The sequence below is a fragment of the Enterobacter cloacae complex sp.6700776 genome, assembly GCF_048284255.1.
Classification (GTDB): domain Bacteria; phylum Pseudomonadota; class Gammaproteobacteria; order Enterobacterales; family Enterobacteriaceae; genus Enterobacter; species Enterobacter intestinihominis.
In genome coordinates this window covers 24,026-41,918 of record NZ_JBLVYK010000010.1, presented here as the reverse complement: position 1 = coordinate 41,918, position 17,893 = coordinate 24,026, and the positions used below count along the sequence as shown (strand labels likewise).

The 17,893-nt window shown below is 56.4% G+C and carries 17 protein-coding genes; 14 read left to right on the top strand and 3 right to left on the bottom strand.

Going from position 1 to position 17,893, the window contains the following annotated elements; translation table 11 throughout:
* Positions 1-5: 5 nt before the first annotated feature.
* Positions 6-905 carry a carboxylate/amino acid/amine transporter gene (locus ACNQ0T_RS15320; protein ID WP_045309031.1) on the top strand — a complete coding sequence of 300 codons (900 nt, stop codon included), beginning with the start codon at positions 6-8 and terminating at the stop codon, positions 903-905.
* On the opposite strand, the gene metR is transcribed toward ACNQ0T_RS15320, so the two are convergent.
* A complete protein-coding gene (gene metR / locus ACNQ0T_RS15315; RefSeq protein ID WP_015570000.1) occupies positions 793-1,746 on the bottom strand; it encodes an HTH-type transcriptional regulator MetR in 954 nt (317 codons plus the stop codon). The two genes, ACNQ0T_RS15320 and metR, sit on opposite strands and share 113 nt — an antisense overlap.
* A gap of 115 nt (positions 1,747-1,861) precedes the next feature.
* Here metR and metE point away from each other — a divergent pair, with 115 nt between their 5' ends.
* Complete coding sequence (gene metE / locus ACNQ0T_RS15310; protein ID WP_417930212.1) at positions 1,862-4,123, top strand: 5-methyltetrahydropteroyltriglutamate--homocysteine S-methyltransferase; 2,262 nt, start codon at positions 1,862-1,864, stop codon at positions 4,121-4,123.
* A 47-nt stretch (positions 4,124-4,170) separates the two neighbouring features.
* Here metE and ACNQ0T_RS15305 read toward each other — a convergent pair whose 3' ends face one another.
* Positions 4,171-4,977, bottom strand: coding sequence for a dienelactone hydrolase family protein (locus ACNQ0T_RS15305; protein WP_023299052.1), 807 nt, complete (start codon positions 4,975-4,977; stop codon positions 4,171-4,173).
* Between the two features lie 259 nt (positions 4,978-5,236).
* Here ACNQ0T_RS15305 and udp point away from each other — a divergent pair, with 259 nt between their 5' ends.
* The 9 genes from udp to tatD all read left to right on the top strand — a co-directional run bounded on the left by udp (position 5,237) and on the right by tatD (position 13,147).
* Positions 5,237-5,998, top strand: coding sequence for a uridine phosphorylase (udp, locus tag ACNQ0T_RS15300; protein ID WP_417930211.1), 762 nt, complete (start codon positions 5,237-5,239; stop codon positions 5,996-5,998).
* Positions 5,999-6,137: 139 nt separating this feature from the next.
* Complete coding sequence (gene rmuC, locus ACNQ0T_RS15295; RefSeq protein ID WP_417930210.1) at positions 6,138-7,595, top strand: DNA recombination protein RmuC; 1,458 nt, start codon at positions 6,138-6,140, stop codon at positions 7,593-7,595.
* 66 nt (positions 7,596-7,661) lie between these two features.
* A complete protein-coding gene (gene ubiE, locus ACNQ0T_RS15290) occupies positions 7,662-8,417 on the top strand; it encodes a bifunctional demethylmenaquinone methyltransferase/2-methoxy-6-polyprenyl-1,4-benzoquinol methylase UbiE (protein WP_022646673.1) in 756 nt (251 codons plus the stop codon).
* 13 nt (positions 8,418-8,430) lie between these two features.
* A complete protein-coding gene (gene ubiJ, locus ACNQ0T_RS15285) occupies positions 8,431-9,036 on the top strand; it encodes a ubiquinone biosynthesis protein UbiJ (RefSeq protein ID WP_022646674.1) in 606 nt (201 codons plus the stop codon).
* Complete coding sequence (gene ubiB, locus ACNQ0T_RS15280; protein ID WP_022646675.1) at positions 9,033-10,673, top strand: ubiquinone biosynthesis regulatory protein kinase UbiB; 1,641 nt, start codon at positions 9,033-9,035, stop codon at positions 10,671-10,673. Before ubiJ ends, ubiB begins: the two co-directional genes overlap by 4 nt.
* 76 nt (positions 10,674-10,749) lie before the next feature.
* On the top strand, positions 10,750-11,004 hold the full coding sequence (gene tatA, locus ACNQ0T_RS15275; RefSeq protein WP_022646676.1) for a Sec-independent protein translocase subunit TatA: 255 nt from the start codon (positions 10,750-10,752) through the stop codon (positions 11,002-11,004).
* Positions 11,005-11,007: 3 nt separating this feature from the next.
* Entirely contained in the window at positions 11,008-11,550 is a 543-nt protein-coding gene (tatB, locus tag ACNQ0T_RS15270) for a Sec-independent protein translocase protein TatB (RefSeq protein ID WP_022646677.1), read from the top strand.
* A gap of 2 nt (positions 11,551-11,552) precedes the next feature.
* Positions 11,553-12,323, top strand: coding sequence for a Sec-independent protein translocase subunit TatC (gene tatC / locus ACNQ0T_RS15265; RefSeq protein ID WP_022646678.1), 771 nt, complete (start codon positions 11,553-11,555; stop codon positions 12,321-12,323).
* A gap of 41 nt (positions 12,324-12,364) precedes the next feature.
* Positions 12,365-13,147, top strand: a complete 783-nt coding sequence (gene tatD, locus ACNQ0T_RS15260; protein WP_032626531.1) for a 3'-5' ssDNA/RNA exonuclease TatD — start codon at positions 12,365-12,367, stop codon at positions 13,145-13,147.
* On the opposite strand, the gene rfaH is transcribed toward tatD, so the two are convergent.
* A complete protein-coding gene (rfaH, locus tag ACNQ0T_RS15255) occupies positions 13,144-13,635 on the bottom strand; it encodes a transcription/translation regulatory transformer protein RfaH (RefSeq protein ID WP_032626529.1) in 492 nt (163 codons plus the stop codon). The genes tatD and rfaH overlap by 4 nt on opposite strands.
* Positions 13,636-13,807: 172 nt before the next feature.
* Here rfaH and ubiD point away from each other — a divergent pair, with 172 nt between their 5' ends.
* The 3 genes from ubiD to ACNQ0T_RS15240 all read left to right on the top strand — a co-directional run bounded on the left by ubiD (position 13,808) and on the right by ACNQ0T_RS15240 (position 17,879).
* The gene (gene ubiD / locus ACNQ0T_RS15250; RefSeq protein WP_088581798.1) at positions 13,808-15,301 is read left to right on the top strand and encodes a 4-hydroxy-3-polyprenylbenzoate decarboxylase; all 1,494 of its coding nucleotides are present in this window, start codon (positions 13,808-13,810) and stop codon (positions 15,299-15,301) included.
* A gap of 39 nt (positions 15,302-15,340) precedes the next feature.
* Positions 15,341-16,042: an NAD(P)H-flavin reductase gene (gene fre, locus ACNQ0T_RS15245; RefSeq protein ID WP_003860778.1), complete on the top strand. Its 702-nt coding sequence runs from the start codon at positions 15,341-15,343 to the stop codon at positions 16,040-16,042.
* Between the two features lie 217 nt (positions 16,043-16,259).
* Complete coding sequence (locus ACNQ0T_RS15240) at positions 16,260-17,879, top strand: ABC-F family ATP-binding cassette domain-containing protein (protein WP_046621685.1); 1,620 nt, start codon at positions 16,260-16,262, stop codon at positions 17,877-17,879.
* The last annotated feature ends 14 nt before the right edge of the window (positions 17,880-17,893 follow it).

Below are 17,893 nucleotides of genomic sequence, written 5' to 3'. Positions count from 1 at the left end.
GCATTGTGGCGCTACTCATTATCACCACTATCCTGTGGGCCTTCTCCTTTAGCCTGATTGGCGAATACCTTGCCGGATCGGTCGACAGCTACTTTTCGGTGCTGATGCGTGTGGGGCTGGCGGCGCTGGTGTTCCTGCCGTTCCTGCGTACCCGCGGGCAATCGCTGAAAACCATTCTGCTGTACATGCTGGTAGGCGCGATGCAGCTCGGCATCATGTACCTGTTCAGCTTCCGGGCTTACGTCTACCTCTCCGTCTCGGAATTTCTGCTCTTTACCGTGCTCACGCCGCTCTATATCACGCTGATTTACGACCTGCTCAGCAGGCGCCGCCTGCGCTGGGGATATCTGCTGAGCGCGGCGCTGGCAGTCATTGGCGCGGCGATAATTCGCTATGACAAGGTGAGCGATCACTTCTGGACCGGGCTGATGTTCGTCCAGCTGGCCAATATCAGCTTCGCCATCGGGATGGTGGGCTATAAACGCCTGATGGAGACCCGCCCGATGCCGCAGCATAACGCGTTTGCGTGGTTCTATATGGGCGCGGCGATTGTCGCGATTGCGGCATGGTTTATGCTCGGCAACCCGCAAAAGCTGCCGACCACCACCGTGCAGTGGAGCGTTCTGGTCTGGCTGGGCGTGGTGGCCTCGGGGCTGGGCTACTTTATGTGGAACTACGGCGCGACGCAGGTAGACGCCGGAACGCTGGGGATCATGAACAACGTGCACGTGCCGGCGGGGCTACTGGTGAACCTCGCCATCTGGCAGGAACAGCCGCACTGGCCGAGTTTCCTTATTGGGGGAACGGTGATCCTGGCTTCGCTGTGGGTACATCGCCGCTGGGTCGCTCCGCGCTCCGCACAAACGGAAGATGGTCGCACGCGTGGTTCCGCGCTGAGCGAATAAACGCTTCCGTAATCGGCTGACGCTGCTCGCCGTCGCGCACGGCGGCGTACAGCCGGCTCCACAGTCCTTCACCCAGGGTTTTGGTAACCACCAGACCCTGGCGTTCAACCGTCTCGACCACCCAGTGCGGCAGCGCCGCAATTCCCATTCTGGCCGCCACCATCTGAATTAACAGCAGCGTGTTATCCACGCTTTTCAGCTGTGGGCTGATGCCTGCGGGTTGCAGGAAATGGCGCCAGATATCCAGACGACTGCGCTGTACCGGGTAAATCAGCAGCGTCTCCGTTGCCAGATCTTCCGGCGTGATACGCGTTTTGGCGGCCAGCGGATGGTCCGGGGCCAGCACCAGACGTACCTCAAAATCAAACATTGGCGAATAGTGCAGACCGCTGCGCGGCAGAATATCAGAGGTCATCACCAGATCCAGCTCACCCTGCTGAAGCGACGGCTGCGGATCAAACGTGACGCCGGACTTGAAGTCCATCTCCACCTGCGGCCACTTCTGGCGGAAATTCTCAAGCGCGGGGGTCAGCCACTGAATACAGCTGTGACACTCAATGGCGATGCGCAGGGTGGTCTGCTGCGGCTCGTTGCAGGACTGCAACGCGCTGGCAATCTGCGGCAGCACCTGGTTCGCCAGCTGAAGCAAAATTTCGCCCTGCGGCGTAAAGCGCAAAGGCTGGCTCTTACGCACAAAAAGACGAAAGCCGAGGCGTTGTTCCAGATCGCTGAACTGGTGAGAAAGGGCAGACTGAGTCTGGTGCAGCGTGGCCGCTGCCGCCGCAAGAGAACCGCAGTTCCGCAACGCTTGTAGCGTTTTCAGGTGTTTTATCTCGATCATGAAAGTCCTTCACTTCGCCATGAACATTTTGCGCTTGAGGAATATACAGTACCTGCCAATTATAGATGTGTAAACATCTGGACGTCTAAATAACGAATTTCACAAGGGGCATACCATGACAATCCGCACTCACACTCTCGGTTTCCCTCGCGTTGGCCTGCGTCGCGAGCTAAAAAAAGCGCAAGAAAGCTACTGGGCAGGTAACGCCACCCGTGAAGAACTGCTGGCGGTGGGACGTGAGCTGCGCGCGCGTCACTGGGATCAGCAAAAACAGGCGGGCATTGACCTGCTGCCGGTGGGCGATTTCGCCTGGTACGACCATGTTCTGACCACCAGCCTGCTGCTTGGCAACGTGCCGGCTCGTCATCAGAACAACGATGGATCGGTGGATATCGATACCCTGTTCCGCATCGGCCGTGGCCGCGCGCCAACGGGTGAGCCAGCGGCAGCGGCGGAAATGACCAAGTGGTTCAACACCAACTATCACTATATGGTGCCGGAGTTCGTTAAAGGCCAGCAGTTCAAACTGACCTGGACCCAGCTTCTGGATGAAGTGGACGAAGCGCTGGCGCTGGGTCACCAGGTGAAACCCGTGCTGCTGGGGCCGATAACCTACCTGTGGCTGGGCAAAGTGAAAGGCGAACAGTTCGACCGCCTCAGCCTGCTGAACGACATTCTGCCGGTTTATAAGCAGGTGCTGATTGAGCTGGGCAAACGCGGCATTCAGTGGGTGCAAATCGATGAACCGGCGCTGGTGCTTGAGCTGCCACAGGCGTGGCTGGACGCCTTCAAACCGGCGTATAACGCGCTCACCGGGCAGGTGAAGCTGCTGCTGACCACCTACTTCGAAGGCGTCACGCCGAACCTGAAAACCATTACCGCGCTGCCGGTTCAGGGTCTGCACGTTGACCTCGTTCACGGCAAAGACGATGTAGCAGAGTTGCACAAGCGTCTGCCAGTGGACTGGCTGCTCTCTGCCGGTCTGGTGAATGGTCGTAACGTCTGGCGTGCCGATCTCACCGAGAAATATGCACAAATTAAAGACATAGTCGGTAAACGTGAATTGTGGGTGGCTTCTTCCTGTTCCCTGCTGCATAGCCCGATTGACCTGAGCGTGGAGACCCGACTCGACCCTGAGGTGAAAAGCTGGTTTGCCTTCGCCCTGCAAAAGTGTGAGGAGCTGGCTCTGCTGCGCGACGCGTTGAACAGCGGCGACACGGCAGCGATTAGCGACTGGAGCGCTCCGATCCAGGCGCGCCGTCACTCGACGCGCGTGCATAACCCGGCAGTGGAAAAACGTCTGGCAGCCATCACCGCCCAGGACAGCCAGCGCCAGAGCCCGTATGAAGTGCGCGCCGAAGCCCAGCGTGCGCGCTTTAACCTGCCCGCGTGGCCGACCACGACAATCGGCTCCTTCCCGCAGACTACCGAGATCCGCAGCCTGCGCCTGGACTTCAAAAAGGGCAATCTGGATGCGAATCACTACCGCACCGGTATTGCGGAACACATCAAACAGGCGATTATCGAGCAGGAACGTTTAGGACTGGACGTGCTGGTGCACGGTGAAGCCGAGCGTAACGACATGGTGGAATACTTCGGTGAGCACCTGGACGGGTTTGTCTTTACCCAGAACGGTTGGGTGCAGAGCTACGGCTCCCGCTGCGTGAAGCCGCCGGTGGTAATCGGCGACGTCAGCCGCCCGGAAGCGATTACCGTGGAGTGGGCGAAGTATGCCCAGTCTCTGACCGACAAACCGGTAAAAGGCATGCTGACGGGTCCGGTGACCATTCTCTGCTGGTCGTTCCCACGTGAAGACGTAACCCGGGAAACCATCGCCAAACAGATCGCCCTGGCGCTGCGCGATGAAGTTGCGGATCTGGAAGCGGCCGGGATTGGTATCATTCAGATCGACGAACCTGCGCTGCGTGAAGGTTTGCCGCTGCGTCGCAGCGACTGGGATGCTTACTTACAGTGGGGCGTGGAGGCGTTCCGCCTCAACGCGGCTGTCGCGAAGGACGATACGCAGATCCACACCCACATGTGTTACTGCGAATTTAACGACATCATGGACTCCATTGCCGCGCTCGACGCCGATGTGATCACCATCGAGACCTCGCGTTCAGACATGGAATTGCTGGAGTCGTTCGAAGAGTTCGACTACCCGAACGAAATCGGGCCGGGCGTCTACGACATTCACTCCCCGAATGTGCCAAGCGTGGAGTGGATTGAATCGCTGCTGCAAAAAGCGGCCCAGCGCATTCCGGCGGAACGTCTTTGGGTAAACCCGGACTGCGGCCTGAAAACCCGTGGCTGGCCTGAAACCCGCGCGGCGCTGGCGAACATGGTGAAGGCGGCGCAAAAGTTGCGTCAGGCTTGATGAAATGTAGGCCCGGTCAGGCGTAGCCGCCACCGGGCTTTTTGCTTTTACGCTTTTTTCCCGCCGTACTGGCTAAACCATGTCAGCATCCGCTGCCAGCCATCTTTCGCCGATTCCGCGTGATAGCTCGGACGATAATCGGCATTAAAGGCGTGCCCGGCTTCCGGATACACCACAATTTCCGCCTTCGCGTTTGCTGCGCGCAACGCATGGCGCATGGTCTCGACCGTATCAAGCGGGATCCCGGTATCCTGACCGCCATAGAGCCCCAACACAGGCGCATTTAAATCCGTGGCAATATCAACAGGTTGCTTCGGTGAATTCAGCGTTTTTTCACCCACCAGCTTGCCGTACCAGGCCACGGCCGCTTTTAGCTGCGGGTTATGCGCGGCGTACAACCAGCTAATGCGTCCGCCCCAACAGAAGCCAGTCACCATCAGACGATGCGCATCGCCACCGTTGCGCGCTGCCCAGCTGGCAACGTGGTCGAGATCGGCCAGCACCTGCGCGTCCGGCACTTTGCTGACCAGGTTGCTGAACAGCGTCGGGATGTCACTGTAATCATTCGGATCGCCCTGACGGAAATAGAGTTCCGGCGCAACGGCCAGGTAACCTTCCAGCGCCAGACGGCGGCAGAGGTCGCGAATATGTTCATGAACGCCAAATATTTCCTGCACCACGATCACGATGGGCAGCGGGCCATCGGCGGATTTTGGCCGCGCGTGGTACGCTGGCATGTTCTCTCCCTGGGAGGGAATGGAGGTCTCGCCTGCGGTAATGGCCTCTTCAGGGGTTGAGACGATGGTTGAAGCATGCGGGGCCGCAGCAGGTGCAAAACCGGTTTTTTCAGTCATGGCATTCTCCGTACCAATGAATGGATTAGCGCAAAGATAAATATAGACACCAGGTTAACAACCCACAGTGCCTTATAGCGTCTATCTTTTGTGCAGCACCCGGCGATATAACTTGTTAATGTGATGTGAATCACTATTTTATGGAAATTAACTGCAATCATTTTCATTCATGGTGAGGTGTGTCACGAAATAATGCACATTGCTTCTGTAAAGTACCGTTTTACTTCTTCTGACAAACCGACCCACAGAGGAGTCACCTATGTCTAAGTCTGATGTTTTTCATCTCGGCCTCAATAAAAACGATTTACAAGGGGCTACGCTTGCTATCGTCCCTGGCGATCCTGAGCGTGTGGAAAAGATCGCCGCGCTGATGGATAAGCCGGTTAAGCTGGCAGCGCATCGCGAATTCACCACCTGGCGCGCAGAGCTGGACGGTAAAGCGGTGATCGTGTGCTCTACCGGTATCGGTGGCCCGTCTACCTCTATCGCCGTTGAAGAGCTGGCACAGCTGGGCATTCGTACTTTCCTGCGCATTGGCACCACAGGCGCCATTCAGCCGCACATCAACGTGGGCGACGTGCTGGTTACCACCGCATCCGTGCGTCTGGACGGGGCAAGCCTGCACTTTGCACCGATGGAATTCCCGGCAGTGGCTGATTTCGAATGCACCACCGCGCTGGTTGAAGCCGCGAAGTCCGTGGGCGCCACCACTCACGTGGGCGTCACTGCCTCTTCCGATACCTTCTACCCGGGCCAGGAGCGTTACGACACCTTCTCTGGTCGCGTGGTGAGCCGTTTCAAAGGCTCAATGGAAGAGTGGCAGTCGATGGGCGTCATGAACTACGAAATGGAATCTGCGACGCTGCTGACCATGTGCGCAAGCCAGGGTCTGCGTGCCGGTATGGTGGCGGGCGTTATCGTCAACCGTACCCAGCAGGAGATCCCGAACGCTGAAACCATGAAGCAGACTGAAAGCCATGCGGTGAAAATCGTGGTTGAAGCGGCGCGCCGTCTGATCTAATTCTCTCTTCAGTGCTAAAAGGCCGACATGCTCGGCCTTTCTTTTTTGCGTAACGCCTCGCAGGAAAACCCTTTCAAACTGGACGTTCATACAGCACAATTCTATTTTGTGCGGGTTACACGTGGATGCAGGGGGCATTGTGGATATCTCAATCCTGGTTTATGCGGTAGTTGCGCTGGTGAGCGTGGGGATTGGCTGGCTCATTTGCGGCTACCAACATGCTCAGCAGAAAGCCGATCAGCTGGCAGAGCGCGAAGAGATCGTCGCCGAACTCAGCGCGACGAAACAACAGCTTGCGCTGTGTGACCACTGGCGCGATGAGTGTGAACTGCTCAATAACGAACTGCGCAATCTGCGCGACATTAACACCTCGCTGGAGGCCGATCTCCGGGAAGTGACCACCCGCCTTGAATCCACCCAACTGCACGCCGAAGACAAAATCCGTCAGATGATCAACAGCGAGCAGCGTCTTAGCGAGCAGTTTGAGAACCTTGCGAACCGCATTTTTGAGCACAGCAATCGCCGCGTGGATGAGCAGAACCGCCAGAGCCTGAACAGCCTGCTGACGCCGCTGCGCGAACAGCTGGACGGCTTTCGCCGTCAGGTGCAGGACAGCTTTGGACAGGAAGCTCGCGAGCGCCACACCCTGGCGCACGAGATCCGTAACCTCCAGCAGCTGAATGCGCAGATGGCGCAGGAGGCAATCAACCTGACGCGGGCGCTCAAAGGCGATAACAAAGCGCAGGGAAACTGGGGCGAAGTGGTCTTAACTCGCGTGCTGGAGGCCTCGGGCCTGCGCGAAGGGTATGAATATGAGACGCAGGTCAGCATTGAAAACGACGCGCGCTCGCGAATGCAGCCGGATGTGATTGTGCGTCTGCCTCAGGGCAAAGATGTGGTTATCGACGCCAAAATGACGCTCGTCGCCTATGAGCGCTACTTCAACGCTGACGATGACTACACCCGAGAATCAGCGTTGCAGGAGCATATCGCCTCCGTGCGTAACCATATTCGTCTGCTGGGCAGGAAAGATTATCAGCAGCTGCCGGGGCTGCGATCGCTGGACTACGTGCTGATGTTCATTCCGGTCGAGCCTGCATTTCTGCTGGCGCTCGACAGACAGCCTGAGCTTATTACCGAAGCGCTGAAAAATAACATTATGCTGGTCAGCCCCACCACGCTGCTGGTGGCGTTACGTACCATTGCCAACCTGTGGCGTTATGAGCACCAAAGCCGAAACGCACAGCAGATTGCCGATCGCGCCAGCAAGCTGTACGACAAAATGCGGCTGTTTGTGGACGATATGTCCTCGGTGGGGCAAAGCCTGGATCGCGCGCAGGATAACTACCGCCAGGCAATGAAAAAACTCTCCTCCGGGCGCGGCAATTTGCTGGCGCAGGCGGAGGCGTTTCGCAGCCTGGGGGTGGAAGTTAAACGCGAGATTAATCCGGAACTGGTGGAGCAGGCTACGGCTCAGGACGAAGAGTTTCGTCTGCGTGAAGGCGATGGTGAGCAAAATAGCCGCAATGAAGACAATGGGTTAGCGGCGAGTTTATCCCCCGAAGCGCAGTCGGCGCGTTTCTTTCACGGTGGTTGAAACGTAGGGCAAATGCGCCCAATCTGTTACACTTCACGAACATTTGACTGATTAGCAGGCTCTGAGATGGTTGACGATTCACAAGACACAACGCACTTTGGCTTTCAGACTGTCGCCAAAGCGCAGAAAGCTGACATGGTGGCCCACGTATTTCATTCCGTGGCGGCGAAGTACGATGTGATGAATGATTTGATGTCGTTTGGCATTCATCGCTTGTGGAAGCGCTTCACTATTGATTGCAGCGGCGTGCGCCGTGGACAAAAGGTGCTGGATTTAGCCGGCGGCACAGGGGATCTGACCGCTAAATTCTCCCGTCTGGTTGGCGAAACCGGTCGCGTGGTGCTGGCAGATATCAACGACTCCATGCTGAAAATGGGACGCGAAAAGCTGCGTAACATCGGCGTGGTAGGCAACGTTGAATATGTTCAGGCCAACGCCGAAGCGCTGCCGTTCCCGGACAATACGTTCGACTGCATCACCATCTCCTTCGGCCTGCGTAACGTGACCGATAAAGATAAAGCGCTGCGCTCTATGTACCGCGTGCTGAAGCCGGGCGGCCGACTGCTGGTACTCGAGTTTTCTAAACCGATTATCGACCCGCTGAGCAAAGCTTACGATGCCTATTCCTTCCACGTTCTGCCGCGCATCGGCGAGCTGGTGGCAAACGATGCAGAAAGTTACCGTTATCTGGCCGAATCCATCCGAATGCACCCGGATCAGGACACGCTGAAAGCGATGATGCAGGATGCGGAGTTTGAAAACGTGGAATACTTCAATATGACGGCGGGTGTCGTCGCGCTGCATCGTGGTTACAAGTTCTGAGTGGAGGTTTCCCGTGCCCATTAAACCCTTAGTCACCGCAGGCATCGAGAATGTACTGAATGCCTTTCTGTATCGCGCCCCGGCGCTGAAAACCGCACGTCAGCGGCTTAACGGAAAGGTGCTGCGTATCGTTTTAAAAGAGTTCTCGACGCCGCTTGTGCTGGTCTTCAGCGAACGCCAGCTTGACGTTCTGGGGGAGTGGGAAGGCGAGGCTGACTGCTCGGTGATTACGCACATGAGCGTATTGCCAAAACTGCGTGACCGTCAGCAGATGACGGCGCTTATTCGCAGCGGTGAGCTGGAGGTCGAGGGCGATATTCAGGTAGTACAGAACTTCGTTGCACTCAGCGATCAGGCTGAATTTGACCCCGCGGAACTGCTGGCGCCCTATATCGGCGACATCGCGGCTGAAGGGATAAGCAAAACGCTGCGCACGGGTTCCACTTTCCTGCGTAAAGGCCTGCTCCGTCAACAGCGCTATGCTGCCGAGGTGCTGACCGAAGAGTGGCGTATGGCGCCTGGGCCTTTAGAAGTCGCCTGGTTTGCAGAAGAGACCGCGGCAGTTGAGCGCGCAGTTGATGCGTTAACCAAACGGCTGGAAAAACTGGAGGGCAAATGACGCCTGGTGAAATTCGGCGCCTCTATTTTATCGTTCGCACCTTTTTGAGCTACGGGCTCGACGAGCTTATCCCCAGAATGCGTATTACCCTGCCGCTTCGGCTTTGGCGTCGCACGCTGTTCTGGATGCCGAATCGCCATAAGGATCAGGAGCTGGGCGCACGCCTGCGTCTTGCGTTGCAGGAGCTGGGACCGGTCTGGATCAAGTTTGGGCAGATGCTCTCAACGCGTCGCGACCTTTTCCCGCCGCAGATTGCCGATCAGCTCGCGCTATTGCAGGACCGCGTCGCTCCGTTTGACGGAGAGAGAGCGAAGAAACAAATCGAAGAAGCGATGGGCAATATCCCCATCGAGACCTGGTTTGATGATTTCGACATTCAGCCTCTGGCCTCTGCCTCTATTGCGCAGGTTCACACCGCGCGCCTGAAGGAAAATGGCAAAGAGGTGGTCATTAAGGTGATTCGCCCGGATATCCTGCCGGTTATCAGAGCGGACATGAAGCTGATCTATCGCCTGGCTCGCTGGGTGCCGCGTCTGTTGCCGGATGGCCGCCGTCTGCGTCCGCTGGAAGTGGTACGGGAATACGAAAAAACGCTCATCGATGAACTTAACCTGCTGCGTGAATCGGCGAACGCCATTCAGCTGCGTCGAAACTTTGAAGACAGCCCGATGCTGTATGTTCCTGAAGTCTATTCTGACTATTGCAGTCAGAACATGATGGTGATGGAACGTATCTACGGCATCCCGGTCTCGGACGTGGTAGCGCTGGAAAAACAGGGCACAAACATGAAGCTGCTGGCCGAGCGCGGCGTGCAGGTCTTCTTTACTCAGGTTTTCCGCGACAGCTTCTTCCATGCTGATATGCATCCCGGCAACATTTTCGTCAGCTATGAGCACCCGGAAGACCCGAAATACATCGGCATCGACTGCGGTATTGTCGGCTCGCTGAATAAAGAGGATAAGCGTTATCTCGCCGAGAACTTTATCGCTTTCTTCAATCGCGACTACCGTAAGGTGGCCGAACTGCACGTGGATTCAGGCTGGGTTCCGCCAGATACCAACGTGGAAGAGTTTGAATTTGCGATCCGTACCGTCTGTGAGCCAATTTTTGAAAAGCCGCTCTCAGAGATCTCTTTCGGGCATGTTCTGCTCAACCTGTTCAACACCGCACGCCGTTTTAATATGGAAGTGCAGCCACAATTAGTTTTACTTCAGAAAACATTACTTTACGTTGAGGGCGTAGGCCGCCAGCTCTATCCTCAGTTAGACTTGTGGAAAACCGCGAAACCGTTCCTCGAATCCTGGATTAAGGATCAGGTCGGTATTCCAGCCCTGGTTCGCTCGCTTAAAGAGAAAGGCCCGTTCTGGATTGAAAAAATGCCAGAAATTCCTGAACTGGTTTACGACAGTTTGCGTCAGAGCAAGAACCTTCAGCACAGCATGGATAAAATCGCGCACGAGCTTCAATCCAGTCGCGTGCGTCAGGGGCAGTCCCGCTATCTCTTCGGAATTGGCGCGACGCTGCTGATAAGCGGCACGTTGCTGTTGATCAATCGTCCGGACTGGGAAATGATGCCAGCCTGGATTATGGCTGCCGGTGTGGTTGTCTGGCTTGCTGGCTGGCAAAAAACACGCTGAATTAGCGTCGCTATCGAGGGATTGCATACGTATAATGCGATCTGACTAATTAATCATCTATCACTGGGGAACACGCATGGGTGGTATCAGTATCTGGCAGTTAGTGATCATTGCCGTCATCGTTGTGCTGCTGTTCGGCACGAAAAAACTCGGATCAATTGGTTCCGACCTGGGCGCGTCAATCAAAGGCTTCAAGAAAGCCATGAGCGATGATGAGAATAAGCAGGAAAAAAGCGGTCAGGACGCTGATTTTACCGCTAAATCTATCGCCGATAAGCAGGACGAAGCCAAAAAGGAAGAGGCCAAACGTCACGATAAAGAGCAGGTGTAATTCGTGTTCGACATTGGTTTTGGTGAGTTACTGCTGGTCTTTGTGATTGGTTTGATTGTGCTGGGGCCGCAGCGTTTACCCGTTGCGGTAAAAACTGTCGTGGGCTGGGTGCGTGCGCTCCGTTCGCTGGCAACGACCGTGCAGAACGAACTGGCGCAGGAACTGAAGCTTCAGGAATTTCAGGACAGCCTGAAAAAGGTTGAAAAGGCGAGCATGGATAACCTGACGCCGGAGCTGAAAGCATCCATGGATGAGTTGCGCGAAGCGGCTGAATCCATGAAGCGCTCATACAGCGTTAACGATCCTGAGAAGGCGAGTGATGAAGCAAACACCATCCATAATCCGGTGGTGAAGGGCAGCGAAGAGCAGCGCGAGGGTGTGACGCCTTCCAGCGCGGAACATCAGGCTGCTTCGCCAGAGCAATCGCCGCAGGAGCCCGAAGTGAAAAAGCAGGTGCCGCCGGAAGAGCCCGTGGTCAAAACGGCTGAGGTAAAACCCGCCGCGCCCGTTTCCGAATCATCCCCCTCGTCGAGTGATAAAGCGTAAACATGGCAGTAGATGATACTCAACCGCTGATTACGCACCTCATTGAGCTGCGTAAGCGTCTGTTAAACTGCATTATTGCGGTTTTCCTCATTTTTTTATGTCTGGTCTATTTTGCCAACGATATCTATCAGGTGGTTTCCGCACCGCTGATTAAGCAGATGCCGCTGGGCGCAACGATGATTGCAACGGACGTTGCCTCGCCGTTCTTTACCCCGATCAAGCTGACCTTCTGGGTGTCGTTGATTGCCTCTGCGCCGGTCATTTTGTATCAGGTCTGGGCATTTGTGGCACCCGCGCTGTACAGGCATGAACGCAAGCTGGTTATTCCGCTGCTGGTGTCCAGTTCGCTGCTGTTTTATATCGGTATGGCGTTCGCCTACTTCGTTGTCTTCCCGCTGGCCTTCGGCTTCCTGACGCATACCGCGCCGGAAGGGGTACAGGTGTCGACGGACATCGCCAGCTACCTCAGCTTCGTTATGGCGCTGTTTATGGCCTTTGGTGTCGCCTTCGAGGTGCCCGTCGCGATTGTCCTGCTCTGCTGGGTGGGGGTGACCACGCCTGACGATCTGCGTAAGAAGCGCCCGTACATCCTGGTAGGGGCATTTGTCGTAGGTATGCTGTTAACGCCACCGGACGTCTTCTCGCAAACCTTACTGGCGATACCCATGTACTGCCTGTTTGAAGTCGGCGTATTCTTCGCTCGTTTCTACGTCGGAAAGGGGCGTACCCGGGACGAAGAAGACGAGCCGTCTGAAGAGACCACTAAAGAATAAAACCAACCGCCCGTCAGGGCGGTTGTCATATGGGGATACGTATGTTTGATATCGGGCTTAACCTGACCAGCGCCCAGTTTGCGAAAGACCGCGATGAGGTGGTGGCGCGCGCCTTTGCCGCCGGCGTGAACGGGCTGTTACTGACGGGAACAAATCTGCATGAGAGTGAGCAGGCACGGCAGCTGGCGCAACGCTATCAACACTGCTGGTCCACCGCAGGCGTGCATCCTCATGACAGCAGCCAGTGGACGCAGGAAAGCGCTGAGGCGCTTCATCGTCTGGCGGCTACGCCAGAAGTGGTTGCCATTGGCGAATGCGGGCTTGATTTCAACCGTAACTTCTCGACGCCTGAAGAGCAGGAGAAGGCATTTACCGCCCAGCTCGCGCTGGCTGCAGAGCTGGGGATGCCGGTGTTTATGCACTGTCGCGATGCGCATGAACGTTTTCTGGCGCTACTGGACCCCTGGCTGGAGAAACTGCCAGGCGCGGTGTTGCACTGCTTTACGGGCTCCCGTCAGGAAGCGCTGGATTGCCTGAACCGCGGGCTTTACTTGGGTATCACGGGCTGGGTGTGCGATGAGCGTCGTGGGCTGGAGCTGCGCGAGCTGTTATCCGTAATCCCGGCCGATCGTTTGTTGCTGGAAACGGATGCGCCGTATCTGTTGCCCCGGGATATGCAGCCCAAACCGGCATCACGACGTAACGAACCGGCTTATCTGGGACACATTGCTGAGCGAGTGGCGTACTGGCGCGGGGAAGACGCGCAGTGGCTGGCAGCCCAAACCGATGACAACGTGCGTCGTCTGTTCGGCGTGCAGTTCTAAACTTTGCGGAAATCGGTGTTTTTAACGCTCTGCAACACCTCTTTGTTCAGCAGGTTGAGCAGCAGCATAGAACGCGCTTCACCGTCTGGTTCAGCGAAGATGGCCTGTAACCCTTCAAAAGCGCCTTCGGTGATCACCACGCTGTCCCCGGCATAAGGGGTTTCCGGATCGGTAATATCTTCAGGCTGCTGGTAGACAGAGAGCTGATGAATAACCGATGACGGTACTCTTGCCGGATGGGCGCCAAAACGTACAAAATGGCTGACGCCGCGCGTGGCGCTGATCGTCGTGGTGTGGATCACTTCGGGGTCGAACTCAACGAACAGATAGTTCGGGAACAGAGGCTCACTGACGGTCGTGCGTTTTCCACGCTGCATTTTTTCAAGCGTGATCACGGGCGTCAGGCAGTTAACAGACTGACGTTCAAGATGTTCCTGTGCGCGCTGAAGTTGCCCGCGTTTGCAATACAGTAAATACCAGGCCTGCATAATCACTCTTCCCATTGTTCGGGGCGCAAGCATACCAAAACCCTGGCGGGATCGCTAAGGTGATTATAATGGCGAAAAAGAGAGTAAGTCGTGGAAGTTCACGCTAATTTAACAAAATTACAGCATCACGCGGTCTTACGCCGTATAATGAAGCGCTTACAGAGAGGCCATGATTAACTGCATGAAATACCACGATCTACGCGACTTCCTGGCGCTGCTGGAAAAGCAGGGCGAACTCAAACGCATTACGCTTCCTGTTGATCCGTATCTGGAAATGACAGAAATCGCTGACCGCACCCTGCGCGCGGGCGGCCCGGCGTTGCTGTTTGAAAACCCAAAAGGCTACGCTATGCCGGTACTGTGCAACCTGTTTGGCACACCTCGCCGCGTGGCGATGGGCATGGGGCAGGAAGATGTCACGGCGTTACGTGAAGTGGGCAAACTGCTGGCCTTTCTGAAAGAGCCGGAGCCGCCAAAAGGGTTCCGCGACCTGTTCGACAAGCTGCCGCAGTTTAAGCAGGTGTTGAATATGCCCACCAAACGCCTGCGCGGCGCGCCATGCCAGCAAAAAGTGCTGGAAGGCGATGCAGTTGATCTGACCAAAATTCCCATTATGCAGTGCTGGCCTGAAGATGCCGCACCGCTGATTACCTGGGGCCTCACCGTGACGCGTGGGCCGCATAAAGAGCGTCAAAACCTCGGCATTTATCGCCAGCAGCTGATTGGCAAGAACAAGCTCATCATGCGCTGGTTGTCCCACCGCGGTGGCGCGCTGGATTTCCAGGAGTGGTGCGCGGCCCATCCGGGCGAACGCTTCCCGGTTTCCGTCGCGCTGGGTGCCGATCCGGCAACCATTCTGGGCGCGGTGACGCCTGTTCCTGATACGCTGTCGGAATATGCCTTTGCAGGGCTGCTGCGCGGCACCAAAACCGAAGTGGTGAAGTGCATCTCAAATGACCTGGAAGTGCCAGCCAGCGCAGAGATCGTGCTGGAAGGTTACATTGAACAGGGCGAGCTGGCACCCGAAGGGCCGTACGGCGACCACACCGGCTATTACAACGAAGTGGATAACTTCCCGGTATTCACCGTCACGCACATTACCCAGCGTGAAGATGCCATCTATCACTCTACCTACACCGGCCGTCCACCGGATGAACCGGCGGTACTTGGCGTGGCGCTGAACGAAGTGTTCGTGCCGATCCTGCAAAAGCAGTTCCCGGAAATTGTTGATTTTTATCTGCCGCCGGAAGGGTGTTCGTATCGCCTGGCGGTGGTGACGATGAAGAAGCAGTATGCCGGTCACGCTAAGCGCGTGATGATGGGCGTATGGTCTTTCCTGCGCCAGTTTATGTATACCAAGTTTGTGATTGTCTGCGATGATGACGTCAATGCCCGCGACTGGAATGACGTCATCTGGGCCATCACCACGCGTATGGATCCGGCGCGTGATACGGTGTTAGTGGAAAACACGCCGATTGATTATCTGGACTTTGCCTCGCCGGTTTCCGGCCTTGGTTCAAAAATGGGTCTGGATGCCACGAACAAATGGCCTGGCGAAACCGACCGTGAATGGGGTCGCCCGATCGAAAAAGATCCTGCCGTGACCGCGCGAATTGACGCGATCTGGGACGAGCTGGCCATAATGAATAACGGTAAGGCAGAATAAGACCGTTTAGCCCTATAGACTTCCCGACAGAGAGAGCGAATGACAACCTTAAGCTGTAAAGTGACGTCGGTAGATGCTATTACCGACACCGTATATCGCGTCCGTTTGGTTCCTGAAGCGGCATTCTCATTCCGTGCCGGTCAGTACCTGATGGTCGTGATGGACGAGCGTGATAAGCGTCCTTTCTCTATGGCCTCAACGCCAGCAGAGAAGGAATTTATTGAGCTGCATATTGGTGCGTCTGAGCTTAACCTGTACGCGATGGCCGTGATGGATCGCATCCTGAAAGAGCGTGAAATCGTGGTCGATATTCCTCATGGCGAGGCCTGGCTGCGTGAAGACGAAGACCGTCCGCTGATCCTGATTGCCGGTGGTACAGGCTTCTCCTATGTCCGCTCTATTCTGTTGACGGCGCTGGCGCGTAATCCAAATCGCGATATCACCATCTACTGGGGCGGCCGTGAAGAGAAGCACCTTTACGATCTGTCTGAGCTGGAAGCGCTGAGCGTCAATCATCCAAACCTGCGCATCGAGCCGGTCGTCGAGCAGCCGGAAGAGGGCTGGCGCGGGCGCAGCGGCACGGTGCTGACTGCGGTATTGCAGGATCACGGAACGCTGGCCGGGCACGATATCTACATTGCCGGTCGCTTTGAAATGGCGAAAATTGCCCGCGACCTGTTCTGCAACGAGCGTGACGCGCGGGAAGATCGTCTGTTTGGCGATGCGTTTGCGTTTATCTGATTGTGAGACCCGCTTCGGCGGGTTTTTTACGCTCGGGCAATAGCGCTGGTGAAAATTTAACCTTGAAATGGGCGGCGCATTGCCGTTATTCTTGTTCCCGTTAAATTTCGCCCTCAGGAGCGCCCCCCAAAAATGAACAAACACGACTGATGAATTTCGATCCTTGCTCAACGCATCGCGTCGGCAGGGGATGTTTTGATTTCATTCAGGAGTGCTTATGGCTCATTTTGCGCAATCCCCCTCTTTTATTTTGCATCAGGTCACCTGTCAGTTTGCGACGGGCGATATCCTTTTTGGTCCACTGAATCTTTCTCTGGATGCGTCAGTGTGTGCGCTGGTTGGCCGCAACGGCAGCGGTAAAACACGCCTTCTGCGTCTGCTGGCAGGGGTTGATGAACCCGCCAGCGGTCACATTGAGCGCTTTGGTACACACGTCTATGTGGCGCAGCAGCAGGATATTTCTGCGGATACGACTCTTGCCGGACTGCTTGGTTACGACGCGATCTTTGCGGCGCGCACGCGCATCGACGGCGGTCATTATGAACCCGACGATCTCGACACGCTCGATGGTTACTGGGATCTGGCTGAACGGCTAAGCCAGGCTTTTATCGCTGCAAAACTTCCCTCTTTTGAGCCGAACAAACGCGCGGCAGAGCTAAGCGGCGGCGAGCGCATTCGTGCCTTGCTGTGCGGCGCATTCACCGCGGATGCTGATTTCCTGCTGCTGGACGAACCGACCAACCACCTCGACAGTCAAGGCCGCGTGTGGTTCTACGAGCAGCTTTCCCGGTATCAGGGCGGGGTGCTGGTGGCCTCTCACGACCGTGAGTTGCTGGCCCAGGTACCGCGTATCCTTGAACTGAGCGCGTTGGGCTTGCGCAGCTACGGCGGGAATTATGCTGACTATCGAACCCAGCGTGATGCTGAGCAGCTGGCTGCCCGCGCCGCGCTGGAGCATGCTGCCACCGAACGCAAGCGTACCCGCGCCCGTATGCATAAAGAGCATGACGACAGCCAGCGTCGTTCGGCCAAAACGCTTCGCACGGTCGACAGCCTTAACATCGCCTCGTTTGAACGGGTCAAATACAAAGGGGCGGCGAAAGAGCGGATTGGTTCCTGGAAAAAACAGCATAGCGATCAAAATCATGCCCTGAACGCTGCGGTTAACCAGGCACGCGAGCGGGTTGAAGAGGATAACGCGGTGATGTTTACCCTGCCGGGCAGTGAAATCCCGGAAGGAAAACAGGTGCTGGTGCTGGAAGAACTGGTGCTTCCGCACGTGCCTGTCTCCCCGATAAACTGGCGAATGGATGGCCCGATGCGCGTGGCGCTACGCGGGCCGAACGGCTGTGGGAAATCCACGCTGTTGAAAGTGATGTTGGGCGAAACCGCCCCTGTTACGGGAACCTGTAAGGTCTCCGTCAGATGTGCTTATCTCGATCAGCATCTTTCCCGGCTGGATCTGTCGCAGTCGGTGATGACACACCTTAGCCTGGGCAATACGCCGCTCGAAGAGGGGGCGCTGCGTACCCGTTTAGCGCAGCTTCAGCTGGGCGCAGAGAAAGTGACACTTCCACTGGCCGATCTAAGCGGCGGCGAGCGCCTGAAGGCCGCACTGGCCTGCGTATTGTGGCGTGAAGCGGCAACGCAGCTGTTGCTTCTGGATGAGCCGACCAACCACCTCGATCTGGCTTCCGTTCAGGCCATTGAAGCGGCCCTGGCCGATTATCCCGGCGCGCTGCTGGTGGTGTCGCACGATGAAGCGTTTTTAGCAGGATTAAAGCTGACGCATGAGCTGGTGTGGGAAGAGTCGGGATGGCGATGTGAAAGCCTCTAAACACAAGCCCCCGC